The sequence below is a fragment of the Microterricola pindariensis genome (assembly GCF_002936985.1).
In the GTDB taxonomy this organism is placed as follows: domain Bacteria; phylum Actinomycetota; class Actinomycetes; order Actinomycetales; family Microbacteriaceae; genus Microterricola; species Microterricola pindariensis.
In genome coordinates this window covers 76,358-90,115 of the sequence record NZ_MPZN01000006.1, presented here as the reverse complement: position 1 = coordinate 90,115, position 13,758 = coordinate 76,358, and the positions used below count along the sequence as shown (strand labels likewise).

Sequence of the window (13,758 nt, the reverse complement as noted above, 5' to 3'; positions counted from 1 at the left end):
TCGCTCGCCGCCTCCCACTTGCGGGAGAGGGCGGCGAGCTCGGCGGAGAACTCCGCCAGCTGCGGGGCGGTGAGGTAGCCAAAGGAGTCGGAGTGGTTGCTGGCGGCGACCCAATCCCGGCCAAGTGCGGGCTCGGCGTCGAGGGCGTCGAGCAGCTCGCCGAGGTAGGACTGCAGGATCGCCTGTTGCAACACCCGCACGGCTCCGTGCTGCTCCGGATCGTCGAGCAGCTCGGCCGGCTCGAAAACGGTGTGGCTGTGCGCGGCCTGCCACCAGCGCTCCCGGCCGTCGCGGGCCCGCTCCGGCGCCGGCACGACGAAGCCGAACTCGGCCAGCGTTCCCAGGTGGTAGCTCACGGTGCCGGGCGCCTCGTCGACCAGGCCGGCCAGCTGGCCGACCGAGTGGGCGCCGTCGGTGCGCAGGATGCCCAGCAATTTCAGGCGCAGCGGGTGGGCGAGGGCGCGGAGGGAGCGCGGGTCGCGCATGCCCTGCATGGGCCGCTTCGGAGCTGGCGTCTCGTTGTCCATGGCTCGAGCGTAGTTGCACAAGAGATCTTGTGCAATAGTTCTTGAGGAATTGGATGCCGTGCAGGCGCCGATGGCCGCCGGACTGCCCGGCCGGCCCGGCCGGTCCGGCCGGCTCGATCAGGCTGGCTCAGCCGGCTCAGCCGGCTCAGCCGGCTCAGCCGGCGGCCGCGCCGCCCAGCGGCCGGACGGTCAACAGCTGCTCGGCCCGGCCGATGGCGCCGGCGGCGTCGTGCAGCACGGTGCTGGTCAGGCCCTGTCCGTCAGAGCCGAACGTGACCGTGGTGTCCAGGCCGACCCAGTCGCCGAGCGGCTGCCGGTGGAGGTGGACCGTGAGATCGAGGTTGGGGAACATCCACTCCGTCGGCCGTTGCCGCACCGCGACCCCGTTCGCGGTGTCGACGAGGGCAATGTACGCGGCGTGCGCGCTGGCCCGCTCCCCCGCGACGAGCACGGTGCCTGTGCGCTGCCACACGGTTGCCCTGCCGGGGATCGGCGGGCGCGCGACGCGAGTCTCCAACGACTCCACGAATCCGCCCGGCCAGGTCTCCCGCATCGACCAGGGCAGGCAGGTCTCCGGCGCGGGCATCGGCGCAGGGGCGCCGCCGGCCACTGCGGTGGTGTCCCCCGCGGCACTGAACCAGGCGCGCCCCACGGCCGCCGTACGACCGGCGATGCGCGCACGTGCCTCGATGAGCTCGATCGTGTGGCCTGGGCGGATGGTCTCGACCTGGATCTCGATCTCTTCGGCGGCAAGGAATCCGAGGATGTCGAAGCCAACGCGCCCGAGTCGCAGCGTGTTCACCGCGCCGTGCTGCGTCATCCGGTGCTTGTCAATCTCGTGCACGAGGAGCCCGCCGAGCGGGCTGAAGTGAATCTCCCCCGGATTCCATGCGCCCTGCGCCCGGATGGTGGGGCGGTAGCGGGCTGGCCCGACGGGCTCGAAGTAGGCACTCACCGGCGCTCGATTTTCGGTCATGCGCGCTCCCCGCGCTGCCCACGAGTGCGTCGCGACATCCGCCAGCTTCGGATGACGAGTCGAGCGAGCATGAGCACGGCGACCAGGAGCAACCCGACGAAAGCGAGCAGCACGGCCGCGGTGATGCTCGGGATGGGGTCAGCCACGGTTCCTCACACCGCAGACTCTAGGTGCGGCGGCAACGGGCTGGCAAGGGAGTCGCCGATTCCGCCCGCGCGGTCGCGCCGTCACACGGTCACCGCACCAATCCCACAACCGCGGCTGAGCGCTCCTCCCCGCGTCGGCTGGACTCCTCTCCCCACGTGGGCCGAGCACCCCTCCCCGCGTCGGCTGAGCGTCTCTCCACACGTCGGCTGAGCGACGAACGAGCGAAGCCCCGGAGCCCACCAGACACACCTCGCCCGTCGCCCGCTGGTCGCGCATGCGCGCCACCCCTTTACGGGACCTGGGTCCGTGCCGGCGAATGCCGCAGGCGGCGGTGCCCCGCAGGCTCCCAGGCTTCGTGGGCTGCGCTGCTCGTTCCTCGCGGCGCGGCCCCCTCCAGCCGACGTGCAGACGGCCGCGGCGGCGGGCTGCCACCACCACCCTTGGTCGAGCAGGCGCGCCAGCGCCCTACGCCGCAATCGCCCGAGCCTGCTCGCGCGGGAGAACTCGCGTCGACGCGGATGCCGGCGCAATCGTTCGTTGTCTGCTCCAGGGCTTCGGGGGCTGCGCTGCTCCTTCGTCGCGGCGCGGCCCCCTCCAGCCGACGTGCAGTCGGCCGCGGCGGCGGGCTGCCACCACCACAGTTGGTCGAACCTCCCTCCCCACGTCGGCTGAGCGAGGAACGAGCGAAGCCCCGGAGCCAACCCGCCACACTGGCCCGCGCCGGACGCTCGAAGGTCACAATCAGGTAACGACGGTCAAAGTTGTCCACAATTACCCCGATTCGGGTCCGTTTTCGGCTTGGAATGTCAGTGGTCGGTGAGACGCTTCAAGCATGGAAACACCGCCAGCGCAGGCCCCCGGGATCGGGTTCGACCCGGTGCTGGATGCGTGCCTGGCCGAGCTGAGTTCGAGTGCTTCCGCAGAGTGTGTTCTGCAGGCGGAACGCTACCGGCGGATCGACGAGGCGGTGCGCCGGGCGGTGGTGATCGCCGACCCGCTCGGCGGCCGACCCTCCCTGGATGAGCAGTTCGCCCGGCGCAGCATCACCGCCGAGCTGGCCCTGATCCTGCGGGTGCATGAGCGGACCATGGTCGGCCTGATCTATGAGGCCGGCCAGCTCTGCGGGCCCTTCGCCAACACGCTGGCCGAGTTGGGCTCCGGGACCATCACCCTGCGGCATGCCCGCGAGATCCTCGCCGCCGCCGTCTTCCTGCCGCCCGCCGTGCACCCCCGCTTCGAGCGGGAAGCCCTCGTCAAGGCCCGCACCATGAACGTGTCCGCATTCCACAAAGCTGTGGCCCGGCTCCGCGACCGGCTGCACCCGGACGCCCTCGCCGAGCGCGCGGCCCGCTCGAGGGCGGACCGGCGGCTGGTGTTCGAACCCGACGCCGACGGGATGGCCTGGCTGCACCTCTACCTGGAGGCGGAGAAAGCGCTGGCCATCAGTACCAGGGTGGGCGATCTTGCCACGGAGGCGCAGAAGGAGGCGGCCGAGGCCGGCGAGCTGGGGGCAGACGTGGTGGCAGCGAATGAGGCCGCAGGCGAGACGGCGGACGGCATCCTCGGCTCGGGCACCCACGCCCAACTCGAGGCAGACATCGCCGCCGAGCTGCTGCTCGGCCTCCCCGCGCAGAGCACCGACGACGGCCAGACCCACATCCCGACGCTGGCGTTCTCCCGCCCCGAGGTCTTCGTCGCCGTCCCCAAACTCACGATCGGCATCGACACCCTGATCGGCACCTCCGAGGAGCCGGCCGAGCTGCACGGCTACGGCCCGATCGACGCCGCCACCGGCCGGCGACTCGTCGCCCAGGCGCCGACCCTGCACCGCATCCTCACCGACCCGCTCGACGGCACCCCGCTGCAGCTCGACCCCACCCAGTACCGGCTGAGCGCCTCGATGCGGCGCTGGATCCTCTACCGGGACGAGACCTGCCGGTTCCCCGGCTGCACCCGCAAAGCCGAGCGCTCCGAGACCGACCACACCCGGGCCTGGGAGAACGGCGGGCTGACCGTCGAGGCGAACCTGGCCGTGCTCTGCAAGAAGCACCACCGGCTCAAGCACAACTCCCGCTGGCGCGTCCAGCAGACCGGCAACGGCACCCTGAGCTGGACCTCCCCGGGCGGCCGGGAGTACACGACGACACCGTCCCGCATGCAACACGCCCCACCCCGACATCCGGGGCAATCCGGGTCACAGGTTTCGACGGGCTCACCACGCCGAACAGAGTCGGCACGCCTCGTCGACGACGGCCCACCGTTCTGAGGCCGTCGGAACGCCTGTCCCGATCAGTGCCCCTCTGCAGCGAACACCTCCTGGGCGTTAGCCGGGGCGGGCGCGAAGTCGCGAACGCCCGGTGACCGCCGCTCCATCCAGCCTTCCCGTGCCGGTCATGGTCGGTGTTCCTTTCTGCCGGCGCTGCGGCATCCGGTTGGACAAGGTGCGGCCCGCCCTGCCAAGAGGTGTACTGGCAGGGCCTCCCAGGCGGGGCGCGCGAGGCGTACGGTCGGTGACACGGCCGAACGACGGCCAGTAGCCACACCTCGAAGGAGACCTCCTGATGCACATCGAACCGGAGCATCCCCCTGCACAGGGCCCAGCCGACTGGTTCACCGGCGACGTGTACGTCGACCCGATCGCGACGCGGAAGCCCAATCCGAGCCGCATGATCGTCAGCCGGGTGCGCTTCACCCCGGGCGCCCGCACCGCCTGGCACTCGCACGTGCTCGGCCAGACCCTGCACATCACGGAGGGGACCGCGCTTGTCGGCACCCGCGACGGCAGCGTAATCCGCGCTACCCCGGGGCAGACCGTCTACACGGCGCCCGGCGAGGAGCACTGGCACGGCGCCACCCCCACCGGGTTCATGGAGCACCTCGCCATGCTCGAGGACGGCGACGACCCCGCAACCACCACGAACTGGCTCGAACACCTCAGCGACACAGAGTACGAAAGGGCGGCATCCTGATGCACACTCGCACCCTCGGACAAGGCCTCCAGGTCTCGGCCATCGGCCTCGGTGCCATGGGCATGTCCCAGAGCTACGGCCCCAACCCGGGCAGCCGGGCCGACATGATCAACGTGCTCCGCTCCGCCGTCGATCATGGCGTCACGTTCTTCGACACGGCGGAGGTCTACGGCCCCTACGTCAACGAGGAACTCGTCGGTGAGGCCCTGGCCCCGCTGCGCGAGCAGGTGGTCATCGCGACGAAGTTCGGCTGGCGCATCGAGGGCAACACGAGCGTGGGGCTCGACAGCAGGCCCGAGCAGATTCGCCGTGTGGCGGACGCCTCGCTCCGCCGCCTGCGCACCGACGTGATCGACCTGTTCTACCAGCACCGCGTCGACCCCGACGTGCCGATCGAGGATGTCGCCGGCACCGTCGCCGACCTCGTGCGCGAGGGCAAGGTGCGCCACTTCGGGCTCTCCGAGGCGTCCGCCGCCACCATCCGGCGCGCACATGCGGTCTTCCCCGTGACGGCGCTGCAGAGCGAGTACTCGCTGTGGACGCGCGACCCGGAGGCGGAGGTGCTGCCGACGCTGGCCGAGCTCGGCATCGGCCTCGTGCCGTTCAGCCCGCTCGGAAAGGGCTTCCTCACCGGCACCGTCGACCAGAGCACGACCTTCGCCGCCGGCGACATCCGGGCGAGCATCCCGCGGTTCTCCGAGCAGAACCGGGCGGCGAACCAGGCGCTCGTCGCCCACGTCGCCGAGCTCGCCGCGGCGAAGGGCGCGACGCCGGGACAGATCGCCCTGGCCTGGCTGCTGGCGCAGCAGCCGTGGATCGTGCCGATCCCGGGCACCCGGCGCACCGCGCGCATCGCCGAGAACGCGGGCGCCAGCGCCGTGCCGCTCTCCGCCGACGAGCGGGCAGACCTCGACGCGCTCGCGCAGCGAGTCGGCGTCAGCGGGGACCGCTACAACGAGACGCACATGGCGTACGTGAACCGCTAGCGCGCGCTGCGGATGCCGCGGGCCGCGGCATCCGCGAACCCGCTAGGCGAGCAGCGACTCCACCTGGCGGGCGATCTCGAGCTCCTCGTTGGTGGGGATGACCATCACGGTCACCTGCGCGCCGGCCGGGGAGATCACGCGCGCCGCGCGCGAGGCCAGCTCGTTGCGGTCGTTGTCGATCTGGATGCCGAGGTGCTCGAGCCCGGCGAGGGCCCGCCGGCGCAACAGGGCGTTGTTCTCGCCGATGCCGGCCGTGAAGACGACGGCGTCCAGGCCGCCGAGCTGGGCGTAGTAGGCGCCGATGTAGTGCCGGATCCGGTGCCGCCAGACCTGCAGGGCGAGCTCCGCCTCCTCGTTGCCGTTGATGGCGGCATCCTGCACATCGCGCATGTCGCCCATGCCGGTGAGCCCCAGCAGGCCGCTCTGCTTGTTCAGCAGCACGTCAAGCTCGGCGATGCTCATGCCGGCCGCGCGGTTGAGGTGGATCAGCACGGCCGGGTCGAGGTCGCCGGAGCGGGTGCCCATGACCAGGCCCTGCAGCGGGGTGAGCCCCATCGACGTGTCGACGGACCTGCCGCCGTCGATCGCGGCGACGGACGCCCCGTTGCCGAGGTGCAGCACGATGGTGCGCACAGCGCCGAGCGGCTTGCCCAACAGCACGGCCGCCTGCTCGGAGACGTACTTGTGCGAGGTGCCGTGGAAGCCGTAGCGGCGCACCTTGTACTCGCGGGCGACGTCCTTGTCGATGGCGTAGGTGTAGGCCGCCGGCGACATGGTCTGGTGGAACGCGGTGTCGAAGACGACGACGTGCGGCACGTGCGGCAGCGCCTTCTTCGCGGCCCGGATGCCGAGCAGGTTGGCCGGGTTGTGCAGTGGGGCCAGGCGCGACAGCGCCTCGATCTCGCGCTCCACCTCGGCGGTGACGAGGGTGGGGCCGTCGAACTCGCTGCCGCCGTGCACGACACGGTGGCCCACGGCGATCAGGTCGTCGACGACGCCGAGCTTGGCCAGCACGACGTTCATCGCCTCGGAGTGGTCGCTGATGAACGAGTCCGGCTCGCCGATGCGCTCGATCAGGCCGCTCAGGCGGGAGGCCCCCGTCCCCAGGTCGATCAGCTGGTACTTGAGCGAGGAGGAGCCGGAGTTGACGACGAAGACGGAGCTCATGAGGTGGCCGCCTGAATCGCGGTGATGGCGATGGTGTTCACGATGTCCTGCACCAGGGCTCCTCTGGAGAGATCGTTGATCGGCTTGTTCAGGCCCTGCAGCACGGGGCCCATCGCCACCGCGCCGGCGCTGCGCTGCACCGCCTTGTAGGTGTTGTTGCCGGTGTTCAGGTCGGGGAAGATGAACACCGTCGCCTTGCCCGCCACCTCCGAGCCGGGCATCTTGGATGCCGCGACGGCGGCGTCCGCGGCGGCGTCGTACTGGATCGGGCCCTCGACCGGCAGCGACGGGCGGCGCTCGCGCACGAGGGCGGTGGCCTCGCGCACCTTGTCGACGTCGACGCCGGAGCCGGACTCCCCGGTCGAGTAGGAGAGCATGGCGACCCGCGGCTCGATGCCGAACTGCGCGGCGGTCTCGGCCGAGGAGAGCGCGATGTCGGCCAGCTGGGTGGCGGTCGGGTCGGGGATGACGGCGCAGTCGCCGTAGACGAGCACGCGGTCGGCCAGCGACATCAGGAAGACGCTGGACACGACGGAGACATCCGGCCGGGTCTTGATGATCTCGAACGCCGGGCGGATGGTGTGCGCCGTGGTGTGGGCGGCGCCGGAGACCATGCCGTCGGCGAGGCCCATGTGCACCATCATGGTGCCGAAGTAGGAGGGGTCGGTGACGGTGTCGCGGGCCTGCTCGAGCGAGATGCCCTTGTGCGAGCGCAGCTTCGCGTACTCCCCGGCGAACTTGAACCGCAGCACGTCGTCGTAGGGGCTGACCACCTCGGCGGCGGAGATGTCCACGCCGAGCTCGATGGCGCGCGAGTGCACCTCGATCGGCTCGCCCAGGATGGTCAGCCGGGCGATGCCGCGGGCCAGGACGGTGGCGGCGGCGCGCAGCACGCGGTCATCGCCGCCCTCCGGCAGCACGATGTGGCGCTTGGCCGCACGCGCCTGCTCGATCAGGCCGTACTCGAACATGAGCGGGGTGACGACGGTGGAGCGGCTGAGGTTCAGCAGCCCGAGCAGCTCCGCGGCGTCCACGTGCTGCTCGAACAGGGCCAGGGCGGCGTCGTACTTGCGCTGCGAGTCGGCGGCCAGCCGGCCGCGGGTGCGGGTGATCGCGACGATCGTGTCGTACGTGCCGAGCTCGGTGCGGATGATCGGCAAGGTCTGCGGGAGCCCGTCGAGCAGGCGCTCGATCGGCTCCGGCAGCTCGAAACCACCGTTCAGCACGACGCCGGCGATCGACGGGAAGGTGCCGGATGTCTGCGCCATCATCGCCGCGAGCAGCACCTCGGTGCGGTCGCCGGCGACGACGAGCACGGCGCCCTGGGTGAGCCGGGGCAGCACGTTGACCATGCCCATGCCGGCCACGACGACGCCGAGCGCCTCGCGGGCGAGCAGCTCGGGGTTGCCCTTGATCAGGGTGCCGCCGGTCGCCTGCATGATCGACTCCATGCTCGGGGCGATCAGGTACGGGTCCTCGGGGATCACCCAGACGGGCACGTTCGGCTGCGCGGAGACGATCGCCGCGCGCACGGCCTCCATCTGGCTGGCATCCGCCCGGTTGGCGATGACGGCCAGCAGGGTGGCGTGGGCCGAGTGCAGCTCGTGCAGGGCCAGCTCGGTGATGTCGTGCATGTGCGCCGGGGTGCGCGGGTCGGCCTGGCCGAGCCGCTCGCCGGAGACCTGGCTGGAGCGCCCGCCGAGCACCAGCAGCACCGGGGCGCCCAGGTTGGCGGCGATGCGCGCGTTGTAGCTCAGCTCGGTCGGGCTGCCGACGTCGGTGTAGTCGGAGCCGAGGATGACGACGGCGTCGCACTTGGCCTCGACGGCCTTGTAGCGCTCGACGATGCGGGAGAGGGCGGCATCCGCGTTCTCATGCACCTCGTCGTAGCTGACGCCGATGCACTCCTCGTACTCGAGGGACACGCTGTCGTGGCCGAGCAGCAGCTCGACGACATAGTCGCGCTCTGCGGTCGAGCGGGCGATGGGGCGGAAGACGCCGACCCGCCGCACCTGGTGGGAGAGGGTGTCGACCGTGCCGAGCGCAATGGTCGACTTCCCGGAGTGCCCCTCGACGGACGTGATGTAAATGCTTCCAGCCACCCTCCTAGAGTAGTCGCGCCTCCGCGCTGCGAGTGCCCGCCCGCACCCGCTCGATCAGCGGCTGGGTGCGGTAGGGCACCATGTGCTTCATTGCCAGCACCGTGGAGGTGCGCTCGATGCCCGGAGTGCTGAGCACCAGGTCGGCGACCCGGTAGAGGTCGTCGGCGTCGGCGGCGGCCACCCGGATCAACAGGTCCCAGTCGCCGGAGACTCCGAACACCTCGATCACCTCGGGGATCAGGGCAAGGCTCTCCGGAAGCTGCGAGAGCTTCTGCTGGGTGACGTGGGCGAAGATGAAGGCGCTGAGCGGCAGGCCGACGGATGCCGGGTCAACCCGGCGCAGCGCGTCGGAGAGCACCTCGGACTCCAGCCGGTTCAGCCTGCTGTGCACGGTGCTCCTGGCCAGCCCCGTCGTCTCGGCGAGGGCCACGGCGGTGGCCCGCGGGTAGTCGGCGAGCGCCAGCAGCAGCGCGGCATCCGTCGAATCGATCACGCGATCAGTCATATTGTCTGGCCTCACTCCGTTGGGTGGCACACAAGTGCGTCATTCTGACTGAAATCTAGCCGATCTGTTGCCCATTGTGCGCATTCATCCGACGATTGTGCCAGCACAGCCGCAACGCCGACGAAGGAGTCACCGTGTCCGTCACACTCAGCCCCACAGCACCGCCGACCGAGGCAGCCGCCCGCGGGCGCGACGCCCTCCTCTCGGCCATCGAGCAGCGCGTGCTCTGGCTCTCGACGGCGAGCATCCACCACGCCAACCACGTGCGCCCGAACCCGCTCGGGCTGAAGGTCGGCGGCCACCAGGCCTCGTGCGCGTCGATGACGACGATCATGACCCAGCTCTGGTTCGAGCAGCTCCGCTCCGGCGACCGCGTCTCGGTGAAGCCGCACGCCTCCCCCGTGTTGCACGCCATCAACGCCCTGCTCGGCGAGCTCGACCCGGCCGCGCTAGCCGGCCTGCGCGAGTTCGGCGGGCTGCAGAGCTACCCGAGCCGCACCAAGGACCCCGATCCCGTCGACTACTCGACCGGCTCCGTCGGGCTCGGCGCCACCGCCCCGCTCTGGGGCGCGATCGCCCGCCGCTACGTGGAGAACCACGGCGGCCGCGCCGGCACCGGCCGGCAGTACGCCCTGATCGGCGACGCCGAGCTCGACGAGGGCGCGATCTGGGAGGCCATGGGCGACCCGGCCGTTGAGCACCTCGGCGAGCTGGTCTGGGTGGTCGACTTCAACCGGCAGTCGCTCGACCGGGTCGTGCCGGCCGTGAGCGTCACCAAGCTCTCGGCCATGTTCGAGGCCGCCGGCTGGCAGGTGCTCGTGGCCAAGTACGGCCGCCTGCTCGAGGGCCTGTTCGCCCGGCCGGGCGGCGAGCGGCTGCGCGCGCGTATCGACACCATGACCAACCCCGAGTACCAGCGGCTGCTGCGCAGCTCCGACGAGCAGCTGCTCGACCGGCTCTGCGGCGAGCGCTGGCCCGAGCTGCGCCAGCTGCTGGCGGATGTCGGCCCGGCCGCGCTGCGGGCGGCGGTCGGCAACCTGGGCGGGCACGACCACGACACCCTGCGGCAGTCGTTCGCCGCCATCGACGACACCCGGCCGACCGTGGTCTTCGCCTACACGGTCAAGGGCAGGAACCTGCCGATGGAGGGGCACCCGCAGAACCACTCCGCACAGCTGACCCCGGCCCAGTTCGAGCAGTACGCCGCCTCCGTCGGCCGGGACCCGGCCGACCCGTTCCAGGTCTTCGAGCCCGGCTCGGCCGAGGGCGCCCTCTGCGCGGAGCGCGCGGCGCTGCTGCGCCGCGATCCGGTTCCGGCCGCCGGCGCCTTCAGGCCGCCCACCGACCTCGGCTGGGTTCCGCGCGGCACGAGCACGACCCAGGCGGCGCTCGGCCGCACCCTGCTCGACCTCACCCGGCGCGCCCCCGCCATCGCGGAGCGCGTGGTGACGGTGAGCCCGGATGTCAGCTCCAGCACCAACCTCGGCGGCTGGGTGAACAAGGCCAAGGTCTGGTCGGCTGCTCCCTCCCGGGACTGGTTCGACGATGACCCGGAGACGATCCTGCACTGGGAGGAGAGCGCAGAGGGGCGCCACATTGAACTCGGCATCGCCGAGACGAACCTGGTCGGCCTGCTCGGCGAGCTCGGCGCGACATGGAGCCGCTGGGGCTTCCCGCTCATCCCGATCGGCGTCGTCTATGACCCGTTCATCGCCCGCGCGCTGGAGCCGTGGACGTTCGGCATGTACGCGGGCGGCCAGTCGATCTTGGTCGGCACGCCCTCCGGCGTCACCCTGGCCGCCGAGGGCGGCGCCCACCAGTCGCTGCTCACCCCGGCGATCGGGCTGCAGCAGCCCGGCCTGCTCAGCTACGAGCCGGCGTTCGCGCTCGAGGTGGAGTGGATGCTGCTGGAGTGCATCCGCCGCATCGGGATCCCGGGTGGCAGCTCCAGCTACCTCCGGCTGTCGACCCGGCCGGTGCAGCAGGACCTCGCCGGGGTGCCGGCGTTGCCGGAGGCCCGCGAGCTCCGCCGCCGGCAGGTGCTGGCCGGCGGCTACCTGCTGCGCTCGCCCCAGGCCGGTGGGGCGCCGCACGCGACCATCGCGGCGATGGGCGCGCTGGTGCCGGAGGCCATCGCCGCCCGCGACACCCTGGCCGAGGCCGGCGTGCACGTCGACGTCGTCTGCGTCACCAACGCCGGGCTGCTCTTCGACGCCCTGCAGGCCAGGACCGGCCAGGCGAACGGCGAGGCAGGCAGCGCGGATGCCGGCGAGTGGATCCTGCGCGACATCCTGCCCGCCCACCGGGCGGCCCCACTCGTCACCGTGCTCGACGGCCACCCGCACACCCTGTCGTTCCTGGCCGGCGTGAACGGGGTGCAGGCCGCGCACCTCGGCGTCTCCCAGCTCGGCCAGTCGGGCGATCTGGAGAGCGTCTACCGCTCCCACGGCATCGACGCGGCCTCCATCGTGCGGGCGGTGTTGCGCGGCATCGCGCAGGGCTAGCCCCGCAGACACAAGTGGCCGCCACCCCGAGGGTGGCGGCCACTGTCGTGTGCGGCGCGACTAGCCCTTGACGGCGCCGGCCGTCAGGCCCTGCACGATGTAGCGGCTCGCGAAGGCGAACAGGATCATCGTCGGCACGATCGTGAGCACGGCCGCGGCCGACATCGAGCCCCAGTCGATCGTGAAGCTCGAGATGAAGCCGTTCAGCGCGGTCGGGATCGTCTTGTTCTCGTCCTTGTTCATCAACGTCACAGACAGGAACAGCTCGTTCCAGCAGTTGACGAAGTTGAAGATGAACGCGGCGATGATGCCGGGCTTCATCACGGGGATGATGACCCGGAACAGCGCGCCGAACCGCGAGCAGCCGTCGATCATGGCCGCCTCCTCGAGCGCGTCGGGAATGTTCGCGAAGAATCCGCGCAGCATGATCGTGCTGAACGGGATGCACACCGCGATGTAGATGAGCATCAGGCCGAAGCGGTTGTCGACCAGTTTCAGCTGCACCATCATCAGGTAGAGCGGCCCGAGCGCGATGAACGCCGGGATCATCTGGGTGACGAGGAACGCCATCAGCACCGCGCCCTTGCTGCGGAACTCGAAGCGGGCCAGCACGTAGGCGGAGAGCATCGAGATGAACGTCGCGACGGTCGCGGCCACCGTGGCCACGAGCAGGCTGTTGAAGACGTAGGTGCCGAAGCTCGACTTCTGGAACAGCGAGATGTAGTTCTCGAGCGAGAACACCTCGGGCCAGTACGTCAGCGGGTAGCTGAAGATCGCGCCGGGGGTCTTGAACGAGGTGATCAGGATCCAGTACAGCGGGAACAGCGAGATCACCAGCCACAGCCCGAGGAAGACGATTCTGACGACCTTCGCCGCCGGCATTTCCCGGTTGATCATGAGCGTGCCCCCTTCTTCTCGCGGATGGCCATCAGGTAGAACGCGGAGAACACCAGCAGGATCGCCACGACGATGAGGCCGAGGGCGGAGGCCTGCCCGTAGTCGCCGCGCTGCGTGATCGCGATCATCCAGGTGGTGATGATGTGCGTCTGGTTGGCGGGCCCGCCGCCGGTCATCGCCCAGATGATGTCGGGGAAGTTGAAGATCCAGATCACGCGCAGCAGCACCGTGAGCGCCAGCGTCGTGCTGATGTACGGGATCGTGATGCTGAACAGGGTGCGGATCTTGCCGGAGCCGTCCAGCGCTGCCGCCTCGTAGACGTCGTCTGGCACGGATTGCAGCGCCGCGAGGATCATGATCGCGAAGAAGGTGACGCCGTACCAGGTGTTCGCGATGATCACGGCCGTCATGGCCGTACCCGGCTCCGCCAGCCACGGGATGGGGGCGTCGATGAGGCCGGCCTTGCTCAGCAGGTCGTTGATCACGCCGAATTCGCCGTTGAACATCCAGCGGAACAGGATGCCGATCAGGAACCCGGAGATCGCCCACGGGAAGAAGATGAGCGCCTGGTAGAGGCCGCGGAACACGAACTTGCGGCGCAGCCAGAGGGCCAGCGCGAATCCGATGATGAACTGCGGGATGATCGAGGCCACGACCCAGACCACCGAGTTGCCGAGGATCACGTAGAAGTTGGGGTCGGCGAAGATCTTCTGGAAGTTGCCGAGGCCGACCCAGTCCGTGTTCGTCAGATTGTTGAGGTTCCAGTTGCGGAACGCCATCTGCGAGCCGGCGAGCATCGGGTAGTAGGTGAACACGGCAACGAACACCGCCGCCGGCGCCATGAACGCGGCGATGACCAGGCCGCGCCGCGTGCTGAAGGAGCGACGGCGGGTGGTCTTCTGTGGGGACACGCTGGGGGCGCCCGCCCGTGTGAACGGGCGCCCTGTCGCGGTCGTCGTGTGACGAGACATGGTGGTT

Annotated in this window: 12 protein-coding genes; 4 read left to right on the top strand and 8 right to left on the bottom strand. The window is 70.4% G+C overall.

Annotated elements, in window-relative coordinates; translation table 11 throughout:
- From GY24_RS03525 to GY24_RS17600, 3 genes are all read right to left on the bottom strand, one after another.
- The coding region (locus GY24_RS03525) for an ArsR/SmtB family transcription factor (RefSeq protein ID WP_133161093.1) at nt 1-527 on the bottom strand (527 nt) is incomplete at its 3' end.
- Between the two features lie 154 nt (nt 528-681).
- Nucleotides 682-1,503, bottom strand: coding sequence for a thioesterase family protein (locus GY24_RS03520; protein ID WP_104474387.1), 822 nt, complete (start codon nt 1,501-1,503; stop codon nt 682-684).
- Nucleotides 1,500-1,649, bottom strand: coding sequence for a hypothetical protein (locus tag GY24_RS17600; RefSeq protein ID WP_161498673.1), 150 nt, complete (start codon nt 1,647-1,649; stop codon nt 1,500-1,502). Before GY24_RS17600 ends, GY24_RS03520 begins: the two co-directional genes overlap by 4 nt.
- A gap of 833 nt (nt 1,650-2,482) precedes the next feature.
- On the opposite strand from GY24_RS17600, the gene GY24_RS03515 reads away from it, so the two are divergent.
- The 3 genes from GY24_RS03515 to GY24_RS03505 all read left to right on the top strand — a co-directional run bounded on the left by GY24_RS03515 (nt 2,483) and on the right by GY24_RS03505 (nt 5,605).
- Nucleotides 2,483-3,916 (top strand): HNH endonuclease signature motif containing protein, encoded by a 1,434-nt coding sequence (locus GY24_RS03515; RefSeq protein WP_104474386.1) that lies wholly within the window; start codon nt 2,483-2,485, stop codon nt 3,914-3,916.
- 295 nt (nt 3,917-4,211) lie between these two features.
- A complete protein-coding gene (locus GY24_RS03510) occupies nt 4,212-4,619 on the top strand; it encodes a (R)-mandelonitrile lyase (protein ID WP_104474385.1) in 408 nt (135 codons plus the stop codon).
- A complete protein-coding gene (locus tag GY24_RS03505) occupies nt 4,619-5,605 on the top strand; it encodes an aldo/keto reductase (RefSeq protein ID WP_104474384.1) in 987 nt (328 codons plus the stop codon). The genes GY24_RS03510 and GY24_RS03505 overlap by 1 nt, the downstream gene beginning before the upstream one ends.
- 42 nt (nt 5,606-5,647) lie before the next feature.
- Here GY24_RS03505 and GY24_RS03500 read toward each other — a convergent pair whose 3' ends face one another.
- Genes GY24_RS03500 through GY24_RS03490 form a run of 3 tightly spaced genes read right to left on the bottom strand, consistent with a single transcriptional unit; the run spans nt 5,648 to nt 9,379 of the window.
- Nucleotides 5,648-6,772 (bottom strand): acetate/propionate family kinase, encoded by a 1,125-nt coding sequence (locus GY24_RS03500; RefSeq protein ID WP_104474383.1) that lies wholly within the window; start codon nt 6,770-6,772, stop codon nt 5,648-5,650.
- A complete protein-coding gene (gene pta, locus GY24_RS03495; RefSeq protein WP_104474382.1) occupies nt 6,769-8,874 on the bottom strand; it encodes a phosphate acetyltransferase in 2,106 nt (701 codons plus the stop codon). Before pta ends, GY24_RS03500 begins: the two co-directional genes overlap by 4 nt.
- Before the next feature lie 4 nt (nt 8,875-8,878).
- Nucleotides 8,879-9,379 carry an Lrp/AsnC family transcriptional regulator gene (locus tag GY24_RS03490; protein ID WP_104474381.1) on the bottom strand — a complete coding sequence of 167 codons (501 nt, stop codon included), beginning with the start codon at nt 9,377-9,379 and terminating at the stop codon, nt 8,879-8,881.
- 134 nt (nt 9,380-9,513) lie between these two features.
- Here GY24_RS03490 and GY24_RS03485 point away from each other — a divergent pair, with 134 nt between their 5' ends.
- Nucleotides 9,514-11,883: a transketolase-like TK C-terminal-containing protein gene (locus tag GY24_RS03485; protein ID WP_104474380.1), complete on the top strand. Its 2,370-nt coding sequence runs from the start codon at nt 9,514-9,516 to the stop codon at nt 11,881-11,883.
- 60 nt (nt 11,884-11,943) lie between these two features.
- Here the strand turns inward: GY24_RS03485 and GY24_RS03480 are convergent, their stop codons facing one another.
- Together GY24_RS03480 and GY24_RS03475 are read right to left on the bottom strand one after the other, a co-directional pair.
- The gene (locus GY24_RS03480) at nt 11,944-12,780 is read right to left on the bottom strand and encodes a carbohydrate ABC transporter permease (RefSeq protein WP_104474379.1); all 837 of its coding nucleotides are present in this window, start codon (nt 12,778-12,780) and stop codon (nt 11,944-11,946) included.
- The gene (locus GY24_RS03475; RefSeq protein WP_104474378.1) at nt 12,777-13,751 is read right to left on the bottom strand and encodes a carbohydrate ABC transporter permease; all 975 of its coding nucleotides are present in this window, start codon (nt 13,749-13,751) and stop codon (nt 12,777-12,779) included. Before GY24_RS03475 ends, GY24_RS03480 begins: the two co-directional genes overlap by 4 nt.
- Nucleotides 13,752-13,758 lie beyond the last annotated feature (7 nt).